This is a genomic window from Bacteroides muris (ex Fokt et al. 2023) (assembly GCF_024704895.1).
Taxonomy (GTDB): domain Bacteria; phylum Bacteroidota; class Bacteroidia; order Bacteroidales; family Bacteroidaceae; genus Bacteroides; species Bacteroides muris.
Window position 1 is genome coordinate 66771 of the sequence record NZ_JAMZEE010000001.1, and the last position, 25524, is coordinate 92294.

The following is a 25524-nucleotide window of genomic DNA, read 5'->3' on the forward strand; positions in this document are numbered from 1 at the left end:
TAAATTATGAAAAAGATATATTATGGATTAATGCTTGCAGGTGCCTTGACCTTGTGCACCGGATGCAGTTCGAGTTTATTGGATATTGATAATCCCAATGAAGCAACTAATGATACTTATTGGAATAAGCCGGAAGATGCGACAGCCGGTGTCAATGCTTGTTATAGCTTCTTCTATAAGGAAGGCACTTGGATGCGTTGGCTTTCTTTCCGCTATGATTTGACTTCGGACGAAGGATGGAGTTCTTCTCCTTGGATTGAATTGGGCGACTGGACACGTTTTCTCTATAATAACTATAATTTTTATGAAGGCAACAACATACATTGGGAACATTTCTATGTAGGTATTTTCCGTTGTAATCAGGTGTTGGCTCATGTTCCTTCTATCGAAATGGATGAGACGACGAAAAACCAGGTACTGGCACAAGCTTCTTTCTTGCGTGCATTGTGGTATTTTCAGGTAAATCTGTTGTGGGACAAAGGAACTATGCCGTTGGAGCCTAAAGATGATTCTTATATACCGGAAGATGCTTCCGAGCAGGAAATATGGGACCAGGTAGAGAAAGATTTGACTTTTGCCATGCAGTATCTGCCGGAATCTTGGGATGCTGCCAATCTGGGACGTGCTACCAAAGGTGCTGCCAAGGCATTGTTGGGCAAGGCCTATATGCAACAGCATAAGTATGACAAGGCAAAGGAACAATTGCAATGGTTGATTGATAAAGAGGGCTCTTTATACGGTCTTATCGCCAATCGTGAAGATAATTTCACTGACTTGAACGAGAACAACAAGGAAGGTATCTTTGAGATTCAGTTCGATGACCAGAACAAGGGTGGTACGGGTAATGATGCCAGTATGGCATTCGGTTTCCAGCGTACTCAGTTCTATGCTCCAAGTGGTATAGGTTGGGGAGATGGTAAGGCACGCCGCTGGTTGGTAGACGAGTTCTTGAAAGAGAAACGTGTGGATGGAAAGAATGACTTGCGCTTGTACGGCAGCATCCTTTATCGTGGATTTTCGCAAGACTTCCCCGACCAGCCGAAAAGTTACTATAGATTTGAAAATGCCGATTGGAATGACGGTTGGGGAACTGATCCGGAAGACTGCTATATCCGTAAATACAATACTTCGTACTATCGTAGTGCAGAAGATTATTTTGCCCGTAACAACTATCGTATCATGCGTTACGCAGATATCCTGATGAACTACGCAGAATGTCTTGTTGAAACGGGAACTAATCCTGCCGATGCTGCTGTTTATGTGGACAAGGTGAGAGAACGTGCCGGTCTGGCCAAGTTGAAAGACAGTCAGTGGAAAGATTGCTTGAGCTCTAAAGATGCCTTTATCAAGCGTCTGCAGATGGAACGTACTTTGGAACTCTGTTTCGAAGGTTGGCGTTGGGCCGACTTGAAGCGCTGGGGATTGCTTGATTCCCAGGCTGGAATTGATGAACTGAAAGCTCGTGACAAAGACTTTGATAACTTTATTGTCGGCAAGCACAGACGTCTGCCTATTCCAAGAGATGAGGTGGAAAACAGCACAGTAGGTGGTGTTGCACATCTTACTCAGAATCCGAACTATTAATAACTAAAGAAGGCTATGCCTGGAAGCCTGTTCTCGTTCAGGATGCTTCCGGCATAGCCTTTTCTTTCTTAAATCTTATACCATATGCTTGTCTGTAAAAAACTACTATTACCATTCGCTTTTGCCTGCTGCGGCAGCTTGTTTGCGCAGAACATCCAGAATCCGGTACTTCCGGGAGTGGCGGATGCCGGCGTAATGAAATATAACGGCAAATATTATATTGGCGGGGTCTGTACAAACGGGGATTTCTATGTATCCGATGACCTGGTTCATTGGGGGAAACCTATCCATGTCGTATCCATGGACAATGACTGGACCAGAGGCAGCGGAGCCGGAGATGACCAGATTCATGCCAATGACATGTTCTATCTGAACGGTGATTTTCATTTGTACTGGTCAGTCAATTATTGGGGGCAGGACAAGCATGCCGTTCACATTGTACATGCGCAGAGCAAAGATGTCTTGGGCGCTTATACAGAACCGAACAAGAAGACATGGATGGATAACCGTATCGACCCCAAAATATTCAGAGATGATGATGGACAACTATACATGTATATGGTACGTTTTACTGATGGAAATACCATATGGGGACGTAAAATGAAGAACCCGGCAGAATTTGCCGGCGAACCGGTGTGCCAGTTCGCCTCATTGCCGGATACATGGGAAACGATGGATAACAGAGTAGCGGAGGGACCGTGGGTCATGAAGTATAGAGACCGCTACTATATGATGTACAATGCCAACCACACCTCTACGGAGTGGGGCAATTATCAGTTGGGAGTTGCCGAGGCAGACTCTCCTTTAGGTTTTCAAAATGGTAATAAATATAGCTATCCGGTTGTAGGCTGCAATCAGACGCAACTGGAGGAGAAGCAAGTGGATTTATTGCGGTATGGCCGCACGTATGAGCCGTTGTTTGCTTATACGGAGAGCAAGCCGGAGGGCGACTGGACAAAAGTGACCTACGATGACTCCGGCTGGGCAAGGGGGGAGACCGGCTTTTCGTCGCGTGAAGTGAAAGGTTCCACAACCCGGCATCTGGGCACCTTGTGGGATACGCCCTCCCTATGGTTGCGAAAGACTTTCTCTGCCGGCAGCGAAACCGGCAATCTGGCACTGCGTGTCGCTCACGACGGAGATACCCGGATTTATCTGAACGGAACACTTGTCTACGAGAAGCAGGGGCGTGATTATTGTATCGTGAACCTGGACAAGAAGCTGCGTGCTGCTTTGAAGGAAGGCACGAATCTGCTTGCCGTAGAAACAAACAAGGGACGTTCGCAATTCTTCGACGTTTCTCTGTTCGATATGAAAGACGGCATTGCCGACGATATTCTGATGACTCCCGGCCAGCCCAATATCCTGAGAGGCCCCAACGGATTTGAATGGTGGCTGATTTATATGGCAAACAAGAACGATGAGCACCGCGGGCAATATATCAACCGTGTCCAGTTCTTCGACAAGACGTTGTTTGTGGATGGTATCACCGGCCCCCGCACGGCAGGTTATCATCCCGAACCTTCGATGCCTACCTTTGCAGGCAAAGGCGAGGCAGCTTCGTTCGGTGTGTTGCAACAAGTACAGCCGTCCGTGGATTACTTGTTCGAGACGGGAGTCAAGACCGAGGGTGGAGCCGGCGTCATTGCCTGGTGGAAGGATGCAGATAACTGTGCCTATGTAGGTTTGGATGCCGGGAACCGGAGTTGGTACCTGCGTACACTTGTCGGCGGTAAAGAAAATAAGGAATCCTATGCCCTGCCTGAAGATTTCCGTTGGGGTGTGTACCATCATCTGCGCATTGAGCGTAATGGCGGCTGTCTGAAGATTTGGCTGGATGAGATTCCCACACCGGGGAGACATGTCTTTGCAGAGGCTCTTCCGGCGGAAGAAGCGGGTGTTCCCGGAGTATTTGACGAGACAAAGTCTGCCTTGTTCGAAGGGGCTACCTATACCATCGGCTTCGATGATGTGCATTTCCAGCTTTCGGGGAATGAGGAGTTGGTGAAGGGCGATTTCTTGAACGATTATGAATTCAGCTTCCAGTTGTCCGGCTTGTCCGGACAAGACAAGGCAGGAAGCTATCCGGTTTATGTGGATAAGGATAACTATGTGAAGGCTCAGTTCGATGGCATCACCCGTATGCTTGAGGTGACAGCCGTGAAGAAAGGGAAAACTGCCTGGAAGAAGGAATTCCCGTTGGGATGCCTGCAAACGCTCTATCCGGATGTGAAGTATACCGACTTCATTGAGAAAGGTTATCGTTTTGCCGCACCTGCATGGTTGGATACACTTTACCTGAATCGTCACGAAGCAGGCAATAAATCCGAATTTGCGGATGACATGTTCGGCAAGTTCGACATAGAATACCTGAATGGCGGCGAATGGCATCCGATAGAAAACAAAGATAGGGGGATAGCAGAACATCCTGCATATAATTATTGTACCTTTACTCCGGTAAAGGCAGAAGGCATCCGCTTCATCAACAAGGAGGCGGAGGATTTGGAACGCCATATCTATAAGATAGGTGTACATGAATTGTGGAAGGAATCCTATAATTTCCGTGCCGTGCGTCGTGCAGACAAGCTGTATCTGTTTGTCGACGGCAGGGAGCTGGGAGCTTTGGATATACGCTACCCTGCATCCCGCATCGGATTCTGTTCGGAGGGCGGCTCTCCGGTTTATAGTGGTACGTTGTATTATCATGTAGGGCAGAGGCGCGATTAGACGCAATCGTGGGATGTGCCGTTCCGTATATATGTAATGAAAAATGTATATAGAAACCGGCGTTTGTATTTCCTTGTGAATCAGTGCGATGGACTGGGGGTGATTCAGTATACGACTGAATGTATTTCAGTATACGATTGAATAGGGTTCAGTATACGACTGAATAGGGTTCAATATACGGGTGTAACGGAACATCTTCTTGAAAGTAAATATTTATCATCATAACAATTGTTTAAGAAAGAATCATGAAAAAGAATTTTATATGTATGTATCTGTTTCTGTTGGCCACGCTGGCTTCCTGCCAGTCCTGCTCTTCAGACTATAAGGATGTGGACGATATTGTTGTCGAGGGAGTTGAAAAGGAGAAGACGGTTGTAGAATCGGACTATCTGCCCATTGCCGACCCCTACGTGATGCTTTACGAAGGCAAGTATTATGCCTACGGCACCGGAGGTACGGTAGAAGGGGAAGGCTTTGCCTGCTTCTCTTCCGATGACTTGAAAAACTGGACGCGTGAAGGCCAGGCGTTGTCGGCTGCCGACTCCTACGGCACGTGGGGATTCTGGGCACCGGAAGTCTACTACATCAAATCGAAGAAGAAGTTTTATCTGTTTTATTCCACCGAAGAGCATATCTGCGTGGCAACGGCAGATGCTCCCCAAGGCCCGTTCCGTCAGGAGGTGAAGCAGCCTATATGGGATGAGAAGAGCATCGATACCTCTCTCCTCATCGACCATGACGGCACGCCTTACCTCTATTTCGTGCGTTTTACGGATGGCAACGTCATTTGGGTGGCAGAGATGAACGATGATCTGACCGGCATCAAGCAGGAAACGCTGACGGAGTGCATTAAGGTGGGAGAGCCTTGGGAGCTTTCGCAAGACAAGCCCGCCAAGGTTGCCGAAGGCCCTTCCGTCTTGAAGAAAGAGGATGTATATTATCTGGTTTATTCGGCCAATCACTTTGAAAGCAAGAACTACGGAGTGGGCTACGCCACTTCGGACAGCCCGACGGGACCGTGGAAGAAATACGAGGGAAACCCGATTCTGCAACGTGCCGACGGCTTGATGGGCACCGGACACGGAGCGCCCTTCCGCTGCAAGGACGGCAGCTGGAAATACATTTTCCATGCACACTGGGATTCCACGAAAGTACAGCCGCGCACTTCGTATATCAAGGATTTTGCCATTTCCGACCGGGAAACGGTTTCTATCGGTGGCCCTCTTGTCCGTCCGCAGGTATTGGGCAGAGCATCACCCGAAAAGTAGAATGTAAATAATATATAGTATGAAACAATTTCTTGTGTTATCAGTGTTATGCTGTTTGGCAGCATGTTCTTTATCATCGGCTGCAAAGGAAGACAAACGGAATGACCGGCCGAAGAATGTCTACCGCAATCCGGTGATAAACTACAGTTTGCCAGACCCTTCTGTGATAAAGGGCGGTGACGGTTATTACTATTTGTATGCCACCGAGGACATACGCAATCTGCCGGTTCACCGTTCCGGGAATCTGGTGGATTGGGAATATGTAGGTACTGCCTTTACCGACCGTACCCGGCCTGACTTTGAGCCGAACGGAGGTTTGTGGGCACCGGACATCAACAAGATAGGTGATAAATACGTGCTCTACTATTCCATGTCCGTCTGGGGAGGCGAGTGGACTTGCGGCATCGGTTGTGCCACTGCTGATAAACCGGAGGGACCTTTCAAGGACCACGGAAAGATGTTCCGCAGCAATGAAATTAATGTGCAGAACTCCATCGACCCTTTCTATATAGAGGATGGAGGGAAGAAATATCTTTTCTGGGGCAGTTTTCGAGGAATCTATGCGATTGAACTGTCTGATGACGGACTCTCTCTGAAGGACGGCGCCACACCGCAGCAAGTGGCAGGAACCGCTTACGAAGGTACCTATATTCACAAGAAGGACGGGCATTACTACTTCTTCGCTTCCATAGGAAGTTGTTGTGAGGGATTGAAGAGTACTTACACTACTGTTGTAGGCCGTTCAGATAATCTTTTCGGCCCCTATGTCGACAAGAATGGCGGTAGCATGATGGATAACAAGCACGAAGTGCTGATTCAGAAAAGCAATTCCTTTGTGGGAACCGGCCATAACTCCGAGATTGTGACGGACAATGCCGGTAATGACTGGTTCTTCTATCACGCGGTGAGTACTAAGAACCCCGAAGGCCGCGTATTGATGCTGGATAGGATTAGCTGGGAAGACGGATGGCCGACGGTAGAAGACTCCGTTGCATCTACGGAAGCGGAGAAACCGAAATTCTGATTATCATGAAAGTAGCCCGTCGGAATGGAATGAATGATATTTTTTCTAACAACAATAAAACAGATGTAACCATGAGACTAAAAAGATTGTTTTTGGGAGTAATGCTCGTTGCGGGCATTACGGGTGCGGGAGCGGTGAATGTTGCTTCGGAAGACATCTCCGCCTCTATTTCCTTGAAAGTGCCGGGGAATGATGCCAGGCAATATCAGCTGGCTTTGCAGAAGATGCAGGAGGGTGTGTACGGTTGCCGGGCTTCGGAGAAGCTGCCGCTGGAAATCGTCCGCCGGGTGGTGGAGAAGGATGACAGACAGCGCATTACTGTCACACTGAAAGCGCTGGAAGATGTGTATTTCAACTACGGGGAACAGATCAAGACCGGTTACAAGCATTCAGACTGCCAGTTCTACATGCCGGGCTTCTGGTATCGACGCAACCTGCGTTCGCCGAAGGAAGCTCCTTCTTTCCACACATCGGACAGTTGGCTGGTGCGTGAGGACCGTTTGAGCACTCCGCTGACGGCAGCTTTCAATCCGGCAAGCGGTACGTCCATGTCGGTTATCCGTATTGACAAGTTCGACAAGGAAGCTTTGACCACGCATAAGGAGGGAGAGGTAATCTTGTCCGGCGAGACTTCCATCGGGTATACCGGCTTCCTGAATGTGGACGGTGTGACTGTCTTGGCATACGGTTTCCCCTATAAGGAAGCACCGAAGACATACATCCGCAAACTGACGCTGGCTCCTGCCGTTGAGGCTTTCCAACTGCTTCGCAAAGGCGACAGCATCTCCATGACCTGGGAGTTGTCCGAAAGGAATGCTGCCGATTTCTCGGAATGCGTACAGCGCACTTGGGAATATAGCTACGACACGAACCTCCCGAAACCGGTTGACACACCTTACACGGTAGACCGCATGAAGGAGGTGATGAGCAACTTCTTTGTGGAAAGCTATGTCAGCAATACTCCCACTCATTATTACTCCGGTGTAGAGTTGGAGACTGCCACTTGTGCCAATACGGACGTTGCCGAAGTGGGCTTTGTGGGACGTACGTTGCTGAACGCTTTCAATGCTTTGGAGTATGGCAAACAGCAGAATCGCCAAGACCTGGTGGACAATGCCAACCATATCTTTGACACTTATCTCCGGAACGGTTTCTCGCCTGCGGGTTTCTTCAACGAAGTGGTACACTACAACCGCGGCTTCAAGGAAACCAGACATAGCATCCGCCGTCAGTCCGAAGGCGTATATGCCATTCTGAACTATCTGAACTACGAGAAACAGCAGAAGCGTAAACATCCCGAATGGGAGAAACGCATCAAGAGCATGCTGGACAACTTCCTCAAGTTGCAGAACGAGGACGGCAGCTTCCCGCGTAAGTTCAAGGATGATTTCTCTATCGTGGATGCCAGCGGCGGCAGCACGCCTTCGGCAACCTTGCCTTTGGTGATGGCATCCAAGTATTTCAAGGACAAGCGCTATCTGGCAAGCGCCAAGCGTACGGTAGACTACCTGGAGAAGGAACTTATCTCCAAGGCCGATTATTTCTCGTCTACGCTGGATGCCAACTGCGAGGACAAGGAAGCCTCCTTGTATGCTGCTACGGCTGCTTATTATCTGGCTTTGGTTACCAAAGGAGAAGAGCGTGCACATTATGCCGGTCTGGCGAAGAAAGCAGCTTATTTTGCCTTGTCGTGGTATTATACCTGGGATGTTCCTTTTGCCGAAGGTCAGATGCTGGGAGATATCGGCTTGAAAACCCGTGGTTGGGGTAATGTGTCGGTAGAGAATAACCATATCGATGTGTTTATCTTCGAATTTGCCGATGTGCTGCATTGGCTTTCCTGGGAGTACAAAGAACCGCGCTTCTCTGACTTTGCCGAGGTAATTTTCACATCCATGCGTCAGTTGTTGCCCTATGAAGGGCATATGTGCGGCATTGCCAAAGCGGGTTATTATCCCGAAGTGGTGCAGCATACCAATTGGGATTACGGACGCAACGGAAAGGGATATTACAACAATATCTTCGCTCCGGGCTGGACGGTTGCTTCTTTGTGGGAGTTGTTCACTCCGGGACGTGCGGAGCAGTTCTTATTGAAAAAATGATAGTCTAAACAGTAACCAATATTGTATTTATGAATAAGATGATGACTTTGTTGGCAAGCGTGATGCTGTTGACATCGGCTTGCACAAGCAGGCAGGCGAGCGAGAAGACTGCCTCGGGACTGGAACCTGCCAACTTCCGTACGGAAGTGGATGGCAAGCAGACAGACTTGTTTGTTTTGAAGAATAAGAATGGTATGGAAGTTTGCATTACGAACTTCGGCGGACGTATTGTATCGGTGATGGTGCCGGACAAGGATGGCGTTATGCGTGATGTGGTGCTGGGCTTCGATTCCATTCAGGACTACATCAAGTTCCCTTCGGATTTCGGCGCTACCATCGGACGTTATGCCAACCGTATCAATCAGGGTAAGATTACGGTGGATGGGGTAGAGTATCAGCTGCCGCGCAACAATTACGGTCATTGCCTGCATGGAGGTCCCAAGGGATACCAATATCAAGTGTTCGATGCCCGCCAGTTGAGCAATCAGGTTCTGGAGCTGACTTATCTGTCGAAAGACGGAGAGGAGGGCTTCCCGGGTAACCTGACCTGCAAGGTCACTTTCTCGCTGACAGATGACGATGCCATCGACATTCGTTACAGTGCCGAAACAGACCGTACCACCGTCATCAACATGACGAACCATTCTTACTTTAACCTGGACGGTGACCCCTCCAAGTCCAATTCGGATTATCTGCTCACTATCGATGCAGATGCTTATACCCCCGTGGACAGTACCTTCATGACTACCGGTGAGATTGTTTCCGTAGAAGGTACGGATATGGATTTCCGCACTCCTACTGCTGTTGGCGCCCGTATCGACAATGACTTTGAACAGTTGAAGAACGGCAAGGGCTATGACCACAACTGGGTACTCAATACGAAGGGTGACGTCACCCGCCCGTGTGCCACCCTCGAGTCTCCCTCAACGGGTATTGTGCTTGATGTCTATACCAACGAACCGGGCATTCAGATTTATGCCGGTAACTTCCTGGATGGCACACTGACCGGAAAGAAAGGTATTGTGTACGGTCATCGTGCGTCCGTCTGTTTGGAGACGCAGAAATATCCCGATACGCCCAACAAGCCGGAATGGCCTTCGGCGTTGCTGAAGCCGGGAGAGAAGTATGACAGCCATTGCATCTATCGCTTTTCGGTGAAGAAATAAATATAAGGCAGGCGTAGCCTGCCTTATGGGATGGATATAAATATGACAAGAAGCCTGAAGTATTGAGGCGTACGTTTGTTTGTCCCTATATCTTTGGTGACGGAGAGGAACATTCCATTATTTCCCATTGGAAGTATAATGATGGTTATGGCAGTGTTGAACTTATTAGAGTAACTATAGATGGTGTGGATGCCCGCATCGAATCAGGAGCAGACAAATATCACCCGTTAGTTGTCGTTGTGTTGGCAAAGTAACCTGTTTTTCTTAAATACTCTGTCTTGGTAAAATCAGCACTTTATCAAGACAGAGTTTTTATTTTTTGGAATTACCGCATCGCCAGCGCCTTATTCTCCGCCTCTTCCATAATCTCCCGTTCTCCCGGCCCTTTGTCATTGATTCCGCAAAGGTGGAGGATGCCGTGGATGATGACCCGGTACAGTTCACGTTCGTAGTTGTTATCGGCGAACTGTTCCGCATTGGTGCGTACGGTATCGAGGCTGATGAAGAGGTCACCGCTAAGGCGGTTGCCTTCACAGTAGTCGAAAGTGATGATATCTGTGTAATAATCGTGTTGCAGATATTGGCGGTTCACTTCGAGTATCTTCTCGTCCGAGCAGAAGATGTAGGCGATTTCACCGACTCTTTTTCCGTAAGTGGCGGCTACGGATTTTATCCATTCCGTGGTTTCACGCTTCTTGATGGAGGGCATTTCAACGCCGTCTGTCTGATAACTAATCATTTTATTTACAATTTTACGATTTACGATTGAAATTACATTCCTGTGATTAAGACAGTTTCTTTAGAAGAAGAACATATAACTGATAATAATCGCTGCAATGATGCCGGAGAAATCGGCAATCAGCCCACACGTCACGGCATTCCTCGTTTTGGTGATACCTACGCTGCCGAAATACACAGCAAGGATATAGAACGTAGTATCCGAAGCACCGCGTGCCACGCAACTCATGCGTCCTACAAATGAATCGGCACCATATTGCTTCATGGTGTCAATCATCAGTCCGTTGGCACCGCTGCCGCTCAACGACTTCATCAAGGCAGTGGGCAGGGCGCCTACAAAACCGGTATCTACGCCGAACAGTCCTACTACGTAACCGATGCCGTTCACCAGTATATCCATGGCGCCTGAAGTGCGGAAAACGGCGATTCCAACGAGGAAGGCAACCAGATAGGGGATGATGCGTACGGCAGTGGTGAAGCCTTCTTTGGCCCCTTCGATGAAGGCATCGTATACATTTATCTTTTTCCATAGCCCCCAGAGGATGAACAGCAGGATGATGGAGAACAGCAGTATGTTGGCAATCAAAGTGGAATATACGCCCATTTCATCGCGGCTAATCTGTGTGAACAGGTAGACAAGCGCGGCAAAGAAAAGGCTGATGCAGCCAATCAGGATAAGTATGGGCTTGTTCAGCAGGTTGATGCGCTGTGCAATGCTGACGGCGATGACACCGACAACGGTCGAGATGGCGGTCGTTATCAGTGTGGGGATAAAGATGTCCGTGGGCTGGGAGGCACCCATCTGCGAGCGGTACATCATGATGCTGACGGGGATAAGTATCAGTCCCGAAGTGTTGAGTACAAGGAACATGACCATCGGATTGGTGGCGGTGTCCTTTTTCGGGTTCAGCTCCTGAAGTTCCTTCATGGCTTTCAGCCCCATCGGAGTAGCGGCATTGTCCAGCCCCAGCATGTTGGCAGAGAGATTCATGAATATGGAGCCCATGGCAGGATGTCCTTTCGGTATGTCGGGGAAGAGGCGGCAGAATACCGGGCTCAGCCAACGTGAGAGGGCGTTGATCATACCGCTGTTTTCGCCTATCTTCATCACGCCGAGCCAGAGGGCGAGTATTCCTGTCAGCCCCAGGGATATTTCAAAAGCTGTTTTGGAAGAGGAGAAGGTGGAGTTGACGAGTTCCGTGAATATCTCCACATCACCCATAAAAATGAGTTTGCAGAGGGCCACGATGAATGCGATGACGAAGAAAGCCACCCAGATGTAATTTAAAACCATTTTATTTTGAGTTTTTTAGTTTGCGAACTTTTGAGTTATGGACTGATGTGAAAACCGCAGGCTGCCAAAGGCAGCCTGTTGCGGTTAATACTTCTTTTCGTTGGCAAGGTTCCAGACATTGAGGAACGAGGCCTTGGTGATTTCCACAACCTTTTCCCAGTTCAGTCGGTCGGCATGGTCCGAGGGTTGGTGGTAGTCGGGGTGTCCGTCCGTGTGATACCAGATGATGGGAATGTCCAGCAAGGCAAAGGTGGCATTGTCGCTGCCACCCACTGGGCGGTCCCAGGCGCGGCTGTCGGGTTGCAGTTGCAGGTTGTAGCGTGCGATGTCCTGTTTCAGCCAGTCGCCGAAGGCGGGATGGGCGGCAGTGTAGAAGTAGACTACATGTTGCGGTTGTTCCGGCTTGCTGTTGCGTCCTATCATGTCGAAGTTGAGGTAACCTTTCACTTGGCTGATGAAAGGGCAGCTTTGCGCGAAGTATTTCGAGCCGAGCAGGCCTTTCTCTTCTCCGTCCCAGAAGGCGAAAATTACGTTTCTCAACGGTTTCTGACCGCTGGCCGCAAAGGCACGCGCTATCTGCAGGACGGCGGACACGCCCGAGGCATTGTCGTCCGCACCGTTGTATATCCGGTCGTTGACCAGTGTCTCGTCCGTGCCCAAGTGGTCGAAGTGAGCGCCTACAATGACATATTCGTCGACACGTTGGCCGGGAATGAATCCCAACACGTTGTCCATCTGTAAGGAGCGATGGGTGCCTTGCTTCAGGGCAGCGATGGAGTCGGGATGCACGTGCCATCGTCCCCGTTGCTGCCTCTCCTTGCTGCATGCTTCGAAGGGCTGGTAATACCCCTCCTTGTAGAGCGGTGCGATGCCGGCTTCTTTCAGGAGGGAGGCGATGTAGCGGGCTGCCACTCGTGCCCCGTGGGTACCGGCTTCGCGCCCTTGCAGCTCATCGTCGGCCAGAAAGCCGACAATGGCTTCGGCCGAAGCCCGGTTGATGCTTTGCAATCCTTTCTCGAGTGGTTGCTGCGCTTGTAGCGGCAGTGTGAAAAACAGGGAGCAGATGGCTCCTAAAACAGCTTTATACATGTTATATGTTTTTTAAAGGTCGTTTGGCATTCGGTTGCGGTGTCGGAGATTGCTCTTCTTGATACGAGGTCACTCTTGCTCTGTCAGCCTGAATGCTTTGAAATATACTTTCTGTTCGCTTCCGGAGGTGTTGATCAGCCTTATCTTCAGTACTTTTTGTCCTTTCACATCCGCTTTCTGCATGGTGTATCCTTTCCATACGCTCTGCAAGTTTGCGTTTCGCCACGTTTTGCCGTCAAGGCTTGTTTCCAGCCTGAAGTGCGTGTATCCTTCTTCCTTTGTCCCCAAGTCTATCCTTAGCGTGGCAAGCACGCGCGGACGGTCCATGGAGAGGGTCAGAGAGCCGCCTGCCTGCCAAAGGATGACTTCGTTGGAGGGTGCGATGCTGCCTTCTTTTCCCTTCTGCTGCGTGGGGAGCAGGGCGAGCTGTTGCACGTTGCTTTCCAGCGTGTAGGGCGAGTAGACGGCACGGGCGTTCAGTGCGGTATGGAACCGCTGGTTGTATTGCTTCGTGGAGGCCTCGAACAGGGCGTCGAAGGTGGGCATCAGTTGTCCGCTTCCGCTCTTCACTCCTTGCGGATAGCGGGCATCGTTGTCCGTCATCAGGGTTTGCAAGGCTTGTGCGTGGGCATGGCCGGGCAGGAAGGCTTTTTCCTGTTGTGGCAGGCGCATCATTTCCAGCACAGTCTTTCCGTATTCGCCCACCAGTTTGAATTGAGTGAGCCAAGGTCTGATTTCATCGATAAGAGGGCGGTTCTCGTTGCCGGAGGCAAGCAGCATATCGGCAGAGAGGATAATCTTGCGGCACTCTTCGTCTACTTGGTTGTAGGCGGTTTCGTCTATCTCGCCTTTCTCCAGATAGCTCTTCAGCAGTGCGGAAAGGGCAGGTTGCAGACGGATGGATTCCTCGCGTCGGAAGCCGTGTCCGTTCTTGCCCAAATCGGAGTTGTGGGCGGCAAATGTTTCCAGATATTCGGCATGGAGTGGCATCAGGTCTTTGATGGCGTGTCTCCAGGAGGTGTCGCTGTCAAATTTCTCCATGTTCCAGGTGTAATCGGCCACGCTGTAGAGGGAAATCTTGGAAGCTTCGGCATGTTCCATGGGGTTGGAGACAAAGGCGGACATGCCGTCTTCGATGTCGAGTCCGTTTCCGTAGACGGGCCCCATCAGCAGGTGGTCGCGTACATAGTCGGACACAGGGAAGTTCCACCAAATGTAGGCTTTGCGTTTTATCAGCGGATTGATGAAGTCCAGGGTAGGCCGGTCTATGGTGGCGATGACCCGGTTTCCGGTCCACATGATTTGGATGTCCTTGTTCAGCTTCTCGCCAAGAGTGGTGAGGTAGCCGCCTTCCACCTTGGTCCATGACTTGTTGTATTCCGTGGGGCACATCACCAGTGGGGCGACGTCTTTCTTGACCTGTACGAAATGGTTGTCGATGTAGTTCAGCAGTTCGGCTTGTTTGTCCGCTTTGGTTCCTTCGCCGGAGATGTCGTCGAAGAAAACGGCAAATCCGCGCACGCCCAGCTGGTACATGCTTTCAAATTTCTGCAACAGCAGCTCACGGTCTTCTTCGTTCCAGCGGATGTCCTGTCCCGGATGGATGGCCCAGTAGAAGATGACGTTGTTGTCGCGGGCTCTGTCCACGAGTTGTTTCAGCCGTTCGGCTTCTTGGGCAGGGTAGGGCTTGCGCCAGTGGGGTGTGCTGTGGTAGGGGTCGTCTTTAGGACCGTAGAGGTAGACATTCATCTTGTTCCGTCCGTAGAAGTCCAGTTGGCGTATGCGGTCTTCCTGGCTCCAGGGGGTTCCGTAGAATCCTTCTACCACACCCCGGTAGGGCACATCGGGATAGTCGGCCACTTCGGCAAGGGGCAGTTTGTCCAGAGTAAGCAGTTGGGCAAGTGTCTGCACGCCGTAGTAAGTTCCCCGTTCGTCGGCTCCGGCAATGATGATGCGGTCTTTTTCTATTTTCAGGAAGTAGCCTTCGGACTTTTGCGGAATCCGTTTCCGGTAGCTGCTTACCACCTTGTCGCCTTTTGTTCCGATGTAGATGCGGAATGCAGCATCGGGGGCTTCTTCCGGCATCAGCGAACGGAGCAGGGGCAGGGCGGTTCCGTTGTTCAAGGAGTTGCCTGCCATCAGCCGGTATTGCCGGGGGATGCTGATGGAGTCGTCCTGTTGTACGGTGTAGTTCTGGGGAGTGGGTTGCAAACGGAACTCTTGTGCATGGATGGTTGCAGTTGCCAGCAGGCTGATGATTCCGAGCAGCAATGGTTTTCTTTTCATAATGTTAAGTAGATTGAGAGGTGAATATTGCCGCAAAGATGGGAAAAATAATGGGAAATGCGGCATATGCTTTATTAACTTTTGAGCAAATATCGTATTTTTGCTTGCTGACGAGGGATTTCCTTTCGATGTTCCCTCTTCTTCCTGTTCCACGCCGCAAGGGGAACCGTGCCCCGGGTCGTAAAGCTGTGCGGCCGACATGCTGACGCCGTTCGGGCGGCTGATGGCTGATGCCCGAAGACAGAAAGTCCGGCAATGGCATCGCGTTTCTTGCCTGCGTGTTGGCAAGCTTTTGCCAGTTTGTTGGCAGGCCGTTGCCTTCGGACAGGCAAGGTGTTGCCTGTTTGTTGGCAATGTTTTGCCAATGGGTTGTCGTTGTCTTGGCAAAATAAGTCCAAGAGAACGAGTTTGTTACCATGCGTAGCCCTCTACGTAGGCATCAAAAGCCGATTCCATGTTTGCTTCAGGCTGTCCGATGATATTCAGCACGGTTCGTTGTTCGTCCGGCGACAGCAGGCGTTCTCCTTTGCGGATGCGGTAGTAGGTCCGTTGTCCGAAGCGGGCTATCAGGAGGCTGATGACGGTTCTTCGTTTGTTGTAGGGCAGGTTGTCCAGCAAGTTCATGAAGCCTTTGGCGTAGCGCACCTTTTCGCTGGTTCGGAAGAAAGGACAGTCTCCCTTCAGGGCGGCAAGCCGTTTGGGGCTGACGATGTTCCAGTAATCTTTATCAGCCGGCATGCTTTGCACGGACAGCTGGCGGAGGCAGTTGGCTGCCTTGGGGCATTCATGGTCGAGGCACAGGGCGTAGTCGAAGGGAATTTGGGAGAGGGCTGTTTCGGGGTTCATGGCATGTATGTTTTATAGGTTTTCATTTGGGCGTAAAGATAGGTTTTCTTTGGGGGAAGGGCAAATCTTTTTCTGTTTCCGTACTTTTTACGAAAAAAATCAGTTCTTTTGCAACAGGAACTACAAAATTGCCATGAAGCGGGTCGATTCGGTCATATCACTGATATATTCTATGTCCAAGGCAGAAAAGAAAGCTTTCTCCGTCCAGATGTTGAAGGATAAGGAGGAAAAAGACTATCTGGTGATATATGATATCATTACCAAAAGTAAGCAACCGGATAGTAAGAGTGTAAAGGGAGAATTTCATAAGCGCAGGCCTGGTGGTTCGTTCGAAGTCTCCATCCAATATCTGTATGAAAGGCTGACGGATAGTTTGCTCGCTTTGCGAAAGAAGAAAGACATCTATTACGACCTGCTGAACAATTTGTGCAAGGCCCGTATGCTTTACGAACGATCTTTGTTTGAAGAGTGTTTTGAGATACTTTCAGGCACGATAGAACAAGCGACATATTATGAAAACAATGAGGTGCTGACCATTGCCTTAAAGCTGGAGTTGGAATACTTGCTGAGGCTAAATTTCCCGAATCTGGCTGAATCGGAACTCTACCATAAACACTTTATGCAAAATGAAGCTTTAAAGAAAACCCGCAAGATTGTAGAACAGTCTTCTTTGCATAACTTGTTGAAGTACCGCCTTAGCCATATCGGTTCTATCCGAACCTCCCGACAGAGACAGGACATGAATGACCTTATGGTTAACGAACTTTCCATAGCCGCTTCTTCCGGAATAGAGGGAGATTTTGAATTGATGCGGAACCACAGACTTTTTCAGGCTAATTATTTGATGGGAGCTGGAGACTATAAAGCAGCCTTGAATTCTTATAAGGAGCTTAGCCGGCTGTTTGAGCAGAACCGGCAGTTCTGGTCTAATCCTCCTATCTACTATTTGTCGGCACTCGAGGGGATGCTTGGCAGTTTGAGGGTCTGTGGACAATATGACGAAATACCTTACTTTCTGGACAAGTTGAAAAAGCTTATCTCGGATGCTTCTTCGTTTGAATTTCAAGTGAATGCCGTTTGCCTTCTCTTTCAATATGAACTGTTTCCTTATTTGGATAATGGAGATTTTCCGGATTGCATAAAGCTGATGGCGTGTTACCGGAAGTCACTCTATGATAAGGAGGCATGGTTGAGTCCGGTGCGTAAAAGTGAATTGTTGCTCTATACCGCACTTATACATATAGGCAATCAGAACTACAAGGCGGCAAGGAAATACATCAGCAATGCGATTATCGATCACAATATCAAGTATCAGCCCTTGATGAGAACCATTCGTCTGGTGCGCCTCATTGTTTATTACGAGATGCATGAATACGAGTTTGTATGCCATGAATCACGTTCTGTCAGTCGGAGTCTTTCTTCTCCCAAAGAGCATACTTTCAAAACGGAACATATCATCCTGTGGTTTCTGAATCAGCAGAATCTCCCGATTTTGAGAAAAGACCGTGAGGCCTTTTGGAATAAACTCCTCCCTGAAATCCGGGCTTTGTATGATGATAAATACGAGAATCAGTTGTTGCGGCTCTTTGATTTCACAGCTTGGATAGAATCCAAGATATTGAAAGAAAATCTGTCGGATGTGCTTAAAAGGCATATAAAGGAGCTATATCAGAAATAACGCTGATGGCAGAGCAATGCCGTGGGAATCCTATGATTATTATATCTTTTCACCTCTTGTAATTATATAAACTACAGGAATAAACTTTCTTTAATTAGTTGTTCTGTAGGTGTTAAACCTTATCTTCTTTGTTTGTAATTATATAAATGGACGAATAATGAGGAAATTCCCTCCTTATTATTCGTTTTATTTGCATAGTCTTAATTTCTAATATTATGAGAGGAGAAGAAATTGTTTGTAAGTCAAAGATTGTAGTGATAGGAAGTTGCAATACTGATATGGTAGTGAAAGCCAGCAGGCTTCCGGTACCCGGCGAAACGATATTGGGAGGAACCTTTTATATGAATCCCGGTGGGAAAGGAGCCAATCAGGCTATTGCAGCTGCACGGTTAGGTGCCGAGGTTACGCTAATCTCTAAGATTGGTTATGATTTGTTCGGTTTGCAAGCTTTGGAAATATATCGTTCGGAGAAAATAAATACGGAATTCATATTTACCGATCAAAAGAGCCCTTCGGGGGTGGCTCTTATTTCTGTTGATTCTTTTGGAGAAAACAGCATCATTGTTGCCCCAGGTGCAAGCCGATCTCTTTCTGTTGAAGACATAGATAAGGCCCGGAGTAAATTGGAAGAAGCCGATATCATATTAATGCAGCTTGAAGTTCCGATTGAAACGGCGGAATATGCTGCGTCCATAGCCAAAAGTTACGGTAAGAAAGTGATATTGAATCCGGCACCGGCTTCTGTACTGAGCAATTCATTTCTGGGTAGTGTACATACCATATTGCCCAATCGTGTTGAGGCGGAAATGTTGTCGGGTATAAAAGTAGTGGATGCAGACAGTGCCCGGCGTGCTGCAATGGTTATAGGTGAGAAAGGAATAGAGAATGTAGTGATTACCTTGGGAAAGGATGGAGCCTATGTGAAGGAAAAGGAAGAATATACTATGATTCCTGCAAAGGAAGTAGAAACAATTGATACTACTGGTGCTGGAGATGTGTTTTGCGGAGCATTCAGTGTCTATTTGTCCGAGAACCATACGCTGACAGAATCGGTGGAATTTGCCAATGCTGCGGCAGCTCTTGCAGTGACACGTATGGGTGCACAGAGTGCCATTCCTTATAAACGGGAGATAGCTTTATGAGATAAACCAACCTGAGTTATATTTATAAATCTGATAAAAATGAAAATTGTAGTTGTTGGCAGTTCAAACATTGACATGGTTGCACAGGTAAAACATCTTCCTACACCCGGTGAGACGGTAGGAGATGCTTGTTTCATGCAGTTACTGGGAGGAAAAGGGGCTAATCAGGCGGTTGCGGCAGCACGGCTGGGAGCGTCTGTCACGTTTATCACCTCTTTAGGAAATGATATGTATGCGGATGTTCTGAAAAAGCAGTTCGAGAAAGAAGGCATTGTTACGGATTACGTTGTGGATGATGTACATCATCCTACAGGCACTGCCCTCATCCTTGTGGCCGATAGCGGTGAAAATTGTATTGCAGTGGCTCCTGGAGCCAATCATTCTCTGTTGCCTGATTCGGTCACGCGGTTTGAGGCGGTCATTGACGAGGCAGATATAGTTGTGATGCAGGCCGAGATTCCTTATGAAACGGTGAAGGCGGTAGCTTTATTGGCTAATGGAAAAGGGAAGAGGGTTTTGTTTAATCCAGCTCCCGCTTGTCCGATTGACAGGGAATTGATGAATGCCATTGATTTACTGGTGGTGAATGAAGTGGAAGCGTCCTTTATTTCGGGTCTCAGTTATACGGGAGATAATCTGGACGAGATGGCCACTGCCTTGATGGCATCCGGAGCACGTCATGTCATTATCACACTGGGCAGTCGTGGAGTATACATGAAGAATAAAAAAGAAACTGTCCGTATTTCCGGTTATAAGGTAAATGCTGTTGACACCACAGCAGCAGGTGATACTTTTTGTGGAGCCTTGGCCGTAGCCTACTCTCAGAGAGGTTTGGATAGAGAGGCACTGGAATTTGCCAATGTTGCGGCAGCGATTGCAGTCACTAGGATGGGTGCTCAGCCATCCATTCCTACACTTGAAGAAGTCGGACGTTTCAAACTTGAAAGGAAAATATCTTTATCGTTTAATCTTTAATACTTTGTACTATGTTTATTGTCAGCAGTTATACGTTAGCCGTTCTTTTCTGCTTTGTCACAATGATTTGCTGGGGTTCTTGGGGAAATACCCAGAAATTGGCAGGAAAGAGTTGGCGTTATGAACTTTATTATTGGGATTATACCATAGGCATCCTGCTGTTTGCACTTCTTTTGGTATTCAGCCTAGGGAGTTTCGGAAGTCAAGGAAGAAGTTTTCTTGAGGATATCCGGCAAGTCAGTACGGAAAATATGGTCAGTGCATTTATAGGAGGTGTGATTTTCAATGCTTCCAATATTCTTTTATCTGCTTCGGTTTCCATGGCAGGAATGGCGGTGGCTTTTCCGTTGGGTGTCGGACTGGCATTGGTCCTGGGAGTTTTTATCAATTACTTTGGTGCCCCGAAAGGTGATCCGCTACAGTTGTTTGCGGGAGTACTCTTTGTGGTGGTTGCCATTGTCTGCAATGGAATGGCTGCAGGTAAGAAGCAGAACAGTGGTACTGTGGGGAGCAGGAAAGGGATTGTTCTGGCAACGATTGCCGGTGTATTGATGTCCTTCTTTTACCGTTTTGTAGCTTCTGCCATGGACTTGAATAATTTTATCTCTCCTACACCGGGGATGGCTACTCCTTATACGGCATTTTTCATCTTTGCTGTCGGAATCTTCCTCAGTAATTTTATGTTCAATACTTTGGTAATGAAACACCCTTTTGTTGGGGCGTCTGTCACCTATAAGGAATACTTTGCGGGAAAAATAGGAACACATTTGGTTGGTATCTTAGGTGGATGTATTTGGGGGCTGGGAACGGCTTTGAGTTATATTGCCGCAGAAAAGGCGGGTGCTGCTATTTCGTATGCACTAGGGCAGGGAGCTCCTATGATTGCTGCTCTATGGGGAGTGTTTATTTGGAAAGAGTTTGCAGGAAGTCCGCGCACAACGAATAGACTTCTGGCAATAATGTTTGTCTTCTTTATTTTAGGACTTTCACTTATTATACTTTCGGGGGGTAACTGACCTCTATGGATGATTTGAATAGGCTTTATTAACTTTATCAAAATAATATGAAACAGAAAGGTGTAAAATGGTTACGGTATTTTTTTCTACTGTGTTTGATGGGAATATCAGTATGTACGTATGCTTCCGAAGGGAAAAGAACCTTAAACGGATTGGTGACAGATGTTGAGGGCGTGCCTGTTATTGGTGCTAACATTCTTGTTAAAGGCCAGGCTACCGGCGTGATTTCTGATGTTGAAGGTAAGTTCTCCATAACGGTTTCTTCTCCAAAAGATGTGTTGGTCATCTCATACATCGGTTATGATACCGTTGAAATGATTGTGGGCGAGAAAACAAGCATTAACGTCCAATTGACTGAAAGTTCTAATCTTCTAAATGATGTGGTAGTTATCGGGTATGGTTCTATGAAGAAGGGCGAAATTACAAGTGCCATTACGAATGTGAAGTCTGAGGACTTTATTCAAGGAGTTGTAAAAGATGCTACCCAATTGTTGCAAGGCAAGGTTGCCGGTTTGCAGATGGCAAGCCCATCGGGAGACCCGACAGCAGGGGTGGAAATCAATATTCGTGGTGTATCCACGATTTCTGCGTCATCAGCCCCTTTGATTGTTATTGACGGCATTCCCGGAGGAAGTCTGAATTCCATTGCTCCCGAGGATGTGGAAACCATTGACGTGCTGAAGGACGGTTCGGCTGCAGCAATCTATGGTACTCGAGGAACGAATGGTGTAATCATCATCACCACTAAAAAGGCGAAACAAGGAAAAGCCTCTCTGGAATATCACGGCTATGTGGCATTCGAGTCTATACAGAAGCAAACGGACGTGTTGGAGGCATCGGATTACAAGAGATTGGCACAAGACCCTTTGTTTAAAGATAAAATCAGTGATGAGGGTGCCAACTTGAATTGGATTGATGCTATTACGCGCAATCCGGTGAACCATACGCATAACTTATCGCTGCGCGGAGGGTCGGATAAAACGAATTACATCGCTTCAATAACTTATAGAAAACAGGATGGCATACTGCTGAATACTGGCAAAGAGGCATTGACATTCAAGATTGGGCTGAATCATTCAATGATGGATGACAAACTGAGGGTGCAGTTGAATGTAAATAACTCGACTATAAAGCAGGACGTTACTTGGTATAATGCTTATTTGCAGGCTTGTTTGATGAATCCGACGCGTCCGGTTTATAATGAAGACGGTTCTTATAAAGAATATGGAACTTCCTATAAACCCTATAATCCGGTAGCTCTTCTGAATGAGGAGACGGACCAGGAAAAATGGAATCAACTTCTGGCGAGTGGGAAAATCACTTTCTCACCCATTGAAGGGTTGAATCTGAGTGCGATGGCAGCCATGCAGCGATATGACTCCATGAGGGACAAATGGAATAATTTTAAATATTTCACCACTACTATTGAGAATAAAAACGCTGAAGTGACCAAGTGGGCTGCCGGAAGTATGGATCGGACTCTGGAACTGATGGCAGATTATTTTAAAGCGATTGGACAGCATGAGTTCTCAGGTTTAGTGGGATATAGCTATCAGGATTTTGAAAGACAAGGCAGTTCAATGTATGCTATGGATTTCCCTACTGATATATTTGGACCTTGGAATATCGGTACGGCCCAGTCTACAAAAGATGGCAAATCGACAATTAGCAGCTATAAAAACAGCAATAAACTGATCTCTTTCTTCGGTAGATTTACTTATAACTACGACAACAAGTATATGCTGATGGCTAGTTTGAGACGCGAAGGCTCTTCTAAATTCGGTGTAAATCATAAGTGGGGATGGTTCCCCGCTATTTCAGCCGGTTGGAGGATTAGTGAGGAGGGTTTCATGAAAAATATAAGTTTTGTAGATGACTTGAAGTTGAGAGTAGGATTTGGTGTGACGGGAACGGAATTGTCGAATTCTTATCAGTCGTTGGTTTTATTGAACTATTCCGGAGTAGGTCAGATGAACGGGCAATGGACGCAAGGAGTAGTACCGGCCTCCAACCCTAATCCGGATTTGAAATGGGAGACAAAATCGGAATGGAACTTAGGTATTGATTTTTCGCTTTTGAGTAGAAGGCTGAATGGTACAATTGATTTTTATCAACGGACAACTTCAGACCTATTGTCTGAATATCAAGTTCCCGTGCCACCTAATTTCATTAGTACGATGTGGGCTAATGTAGGCAAGATAAGAAATAGGGGAATTGAATTGGCATTGGATGGGGAGGTTATCCGAACCAAGGATCTCACTTGGAGGTTGGGAGGTAATTTTTCCTACAATGCCAACAAACTATTATCTCTTTCCAATGACAAATACCAGAGAGATTATTGGTATACGGGATGGACTAGCTCAGGTATCCAGCAGACGACGCATATTGTAAAAGAGGGTGAACCGATAGGGAATTTTTATGGTTGGAAAGCGGTAGGACTTACCGATGACGGATTATGGTTGGTTGAAGGTGCCGATGGTAATCCTAAATTGGCCAGTGAGGCCGGACAGGAAGACAAACAAGTGATAGGCAATGGTTTGCCAAGCATGTATGCAGGTTTGAACACAACACTTTTATATAAGAATTTTGATTTGGGAATATCTTTGAGAGGAGCTTTCGGCTTTGAAGTATTGAATGAGTATAGAATGCATTGGGAAACGATGAAGCGCATCAGTGAAGCTAACTTGCCGAAGTCTGTATTGAAAAAGCCTTTCGGAAGTCAGTCTTATGTTTTTGATTCTCATATGTATCATAGCTATTATGTAGAGAAGGGAGACTATGTGAAGTTAGACAATATTACATTGGGATATACTCTTAATCTGAACAATAAATATTTAAGAAGTATACGGCTATATGTGACGGGACATAATCTGCTAACTATCACTGGTTATGATGGTTTGGATCCTGAAGTCAGTATTAAAGGACTGGATCCTGGAGTTGAGCGTAAGGAACTGTACCCTACAGTCCGCTCGTATACAGTAGGTGCTATTGTTAAATTTTAAAACGAAGGATGATGAAAAAATATAGTTTATATATATTGTTCCTGATGGGGTTGGGGGCAATGGCCGGTTCTTGTACGAATCTTGATGAGAAAATCTATGATAGGTTGGTAGACAACAACTTCTATAAAAATGAGAAAGATATCATTGCCGCCATTACACCGGTATATACGGATTATAGAGGACTTTTGGAATGGCGTAAGTGGTGGGACTTTGAAGAAACGACTGATGTGGCCGTAACACCACGAGCAGCTTGGTTTGACGGAGGAATCTATATACGTCTGCATAAGCATACATGGAAACCGGAAGATCCCCATTTCTCAGATCTTTGGGGACAGGCCTACGGAGGAATCAGTAATTGTAATCGGGTAATTTATCAGCTTGACAATTTGGATTTCGAAGTTACTGGTAAGGAAAGTGTAATAGCTGAGTTGGAGGTAGCCCGTGCTTATTGGTATTACATACTATGTGAGGCTTTCGGTAATGTACCTATTGTAGACCGGTTTGATGTTCCGGAAGGTTTCTTGCCGGAAACCAGTAGCCGCGAAGAGGTGTTTGCATTTATAGAGAATAGTATAAAAAATAATGTTGATAAGCTGAGTGACGATACAAAGACTTACTATGGCAGATTCAATAAATGGAATGCCAAGATGTTACTGGCACGTCTTTATTTGAATGCAGAGTCATGGATAGGAAGGAATCTGTATACGGAATGCATGGCACTTTGTACAGAAATAATGAACTCCAATAAATATGCCTTGGAGAATGATTATAGTGCACCTTTCTATGCCCAGAATGAAGGCTCCCAAGAGATTATATTTGCTTATCCGGCAGATGAGGTGAAGACCGGAAGTACCATTTACATGGCTTTGCAGAAAACTCTTCATCCTTCAAATGTAAAAACCTTTAATTTGCAGACATGGTTGGATAATGGGGTGTGTGCTGTTCCTACTTTTATAGATACTTATGAGGAAGGCGATAAGCGTTTACCGAAAACCTGGAGAATGGGGCAGCAGTATGGCAGTGACGGGTCTATCTTATATTGCACTGGACTTGTTCCTGGTTGGGAAGGAAAACCCTTGATTTATACAAAGGAAGTCAGCAATCTTGAAAATGGAGGAGAGGCTGAAGGTTACCGTTGCGGTAAGTATGAAATTAAAATGGGAACCTCGCGTGCGTTGGATAATGATTGGGTGGCTATGCGTTATGCAGAGGTTTACTTGATGAAAGCTGAGTGTATTTTACGTACGAATGGCAATGCGGAAGAGGCGGCACAGTTGGTCAATGAAGTACGGAAACGAGCTTTTGACGATGAAAATAAACTCTCTGGAGCTGATTTGTTGAAGACCACTAATGTAAACGGCGTTCCTGTACGTTTTGGAATTTTGCTGGATGAATGGGGCCGGGAATTTGCTTTGGAAGGTTTGAGACGTAGCCAATTGATACGTTTTGATAACAATTATATAAAAGGGGAGTGGACTTTTCACGACCCTTCTAAAGAACCATATTTAAACTTATTCCCTATTCCTTTGTCAGAGATACAAGCTAATAATAAACTGAAACAGAATGAAGGATATAAATAAGACGGTA

19 protein-coding genes are annotated in these 25524 nt (G+C 47.3%); 13 read left to right on the top strand and 6 right to left on the bottom strand.

All coding sequences use genetic code 11. From position 1 onward, the window contains the following. The first annotated feature begins 6 nt into the window (after positions 1 to 6). From M1B78_RS00190 to M1B78_RS00220, 7 genes are all read left to right on the top strand, one after another. The gene (locus tag M1B78_RS00190; protein ID WP_176468627.1) at positions 7 to 1584 is read left to right on the top strand and encodes a RagB/SusD family nutrient uptake outer membrane protein; all 1578 of its coding nucleotides are present in this window, start codon (positions 7 to 9) and stop codon (positions 1582 to 1584) included. 84 nt (positions 1585 to 1668) lie between these two features. Continuing rightward, complete coding sequence (locus M1B78_RS00195; RefSeq protein ID WP_257939565.1) at positions 1669 to 4311, top strand: family 43 glycosylhydrolase; 2643 nt, start codon at positions 1669 to 1671, stop codon at positions 4309 to 4311. 245 nt (positions 4312 to 4556) lie between these two features. Continuing rightward, entirely contained in the window at positions 4557 to 5579 is a 1023-nt protein-coding gene (locus M1B78_RS00200; protein WP_257939566.1) for a glycoside hydrolase family 43 protein, read from the top strand. Positions 5580 to 5598: 19 nt separating this feature from the next. Beyond that, positions 5599 to 6603: a family 43 glycosylhydrolase gene (locus tag M1B78_RS00205; RefSeq protein WP_257939567.1), complete on the top strand. Its 1005-nt coding sequence runs from the start codon at positions 5599 to 5601 to the stop codon at positions 6601 to 6603. 71 nt (positions 6604 to 6674) lie between these two features. Then, positions 6675 to 8705 (top strand): hypothetical protein, encoded by a 2031-nt coding sequence (locus M1B78_RS00210; RefSeq protein WP_257939568.1) that lies wholly within the window; start codon positions 6675 to 6677, stop codon positions 8703 to 8705. A 29-nt stretch (positions 8706 to 8734) separates the two neighbouring features. Continuing rightward, entirely contained in the window at positions 8735 to 9871 is a 1137-nt protein-coding gene (locus M1B78_RS00215) for an aldose epimerase family protein (protein ID WP_257939569.1), read from the top strand. Between the two features lie 62 nt (positions 9872 to 9933). Beyond that, complete coding sequence (locus M1B78_RS00220) at positions 9934 to 10125, top strand: hypothetical protein (protein ID WP_257930492.1); 192 nt, start codon at positions 9934 to 9936, stop codon at positions 10123 to 10125. 71 nt (positions 10126 to 10196) lie between these two features. Here M1B78_RS00220 and ybeY read toward each other — a convergent pair whose 3' ends face one another. The 6 genes from ybeY to M1B78_RS00250 all read right to left on the bottom strand — a co-directional run bounded on the left by ybeY (position 10197) and on the right by M1B78_RS00250 (position 16124). Next, positions 10197 to 10610, bottom strand: coding sequence for an rRNA maturation RNase YbeY (gene ybeY, locus M1B78_RS00225; RefSeq protein WP_005826129.1), 414 nt, complete (start codon positions 10608 to 10610; stop codon positions 10197 to 10199). Between the two features lie 60 nt (positions 10611 to 10670). Beyond that, positions 10671 to 11903 (bottom strand): nucleoside recognition domain-containing protein, encoded by a 1233-nt coding sequence (locus M1B78_RS00230; protein WP_257939571.1) that lies wholly within the window; start codon positions 11901 to 11903, stop codon positions 10671 to 10673. 84 nt (positions 11904 to 11987) lie between these two features. Then, positions 11988 to 12992: a M20/M25/M40 family metallo-hydrolase gene (locus tag M1B78_RS00235; protein WP_257930494.1), complete on the bottom strand. Its 1005-nt coding sequence runs from the start codon at positions 12990 to 12992 to the stop codon at positions 11988 to 11990. A gap of 69 nt (positions 12993 to 13061) precedes the next feature. Then, positions 13062 to 15278 carry a beta-N-acetylglucosaminidase gene (locus M1B78_RS00240; RefSeq protein ID WP_257939572.1) on the bottom strand — a complete coding sequence of 739 codons (2217 nt, stop codon included), beginning with the start codon at positions 15276 to 15278 and terminating at the stop codon, positions 13062 to 13064. A 4-nt stretch (positions 15279 to 15282) separates the two neighbouring features. Further along, on the bottom strand, positions 15283 to 15696 hold the full coding sequence (locus M1B78_RS00245; RefSeq protein WP_257939573.1) for a hypothetical protein: 414 nt from the start codon (positions 15694 to 15696) through the stop codon (positions 15283 to 15285). Further along, positions 15690 to 16124: a DUF6078 family protein gene (locus tag M1B78_RS00250; protein WP_257939574.1), complete on the bottom strand. Its 435-nt coding sequence runs from the start codon at positions 16122 to 16124 to the stop codon at positions 15690 to 15692. The genes M1B78_RS00245 and M1B78_RS00250 overlap by 7 nt, the downstream gene beginning before the upstream one ends. Before the next feature lie 133 nt (positions 16125 to 16257). Here M1B78_RS00250 and M1B78_RS00255 point away from each other — a divergent pair, with 133 nt between their 5' ends. From M1B78_RS00255 to M1B78_RS00280, 6 genes are all read left to right on the top strand, one after another. Continuing rightward, positions 16258 to 17802, top strand: a complete 1545-nt coding sequence (locus M1B78_RS00255; protein WP_257930498.1) for a hypothetical protein — start codon at positions 16258 to 16260, stop codon at positions 17800 to 17802. Positions 17803 to 18017: 215 nt separating this feature from the next. Then, positions 18018 to 18944 carry a ribokinase gene (gene rbsK, locus M1B78_RS00260; RefSeq protein WP_257930499.1) on the top strand — a complete coding sequence of 309 codons (927 nt, stop codon included), beginning with the start codon at positions 18018 to 18020 and terminating at the stop codon, positions 18942 to 18944. 39 nt (positions 18945 to 18983) lie between these two features. Next, entirely contained in the window at positions 18984 to 19919 is a 936-nt protein-coding gene (rbsK, locus tag M1B78_RS00265; RefSeq protein WP_257930500.1) for a ribokinase, read from the top strand. An 11-nt stretch (positions 19920 to 19930) separates the two neighbouring features. Beyond that, positions 19931 to 20935 carry a GRP family sugar transporter gene (locus M1B78_RS00270; protein WP_257930501.1) on the top strand — a complete coding sequence of 335 codons (1005 nt, stop codon included), beginning with the start codon at positions 19931 to 19933 and terminating at the stop codon, positions 20933 to 20935. A 47-nt stretch (positions 20936 to 20982) separates the two neighbouring features. After that, positions 20983 to 23937, top strand: a complete 2955-nt coding sequence (locus tag M1B78_RS00275; RefSeq protein ID WP_257939575.1) for a SusC/RagA family TonB-linked outer membrane protein — start codon at positions 20983 to 20985, stop codon at positions 23935 to 23937. 8 nt (positions 23938 to 23945) lie between these two features. After that, positions 23946 to 25517, top strand: a complete 1572-nt coding sequence (locus M1B78_RS00280) for a RagB/SusD family nutrient uptake outer membrane protein (protein ID WP_257939576.1) — start codon at positions 23946 to 23948, stop codon at positions 25515 to 25517. Positions 25518 to 25524: the final 7 nt, after the last annotated feature.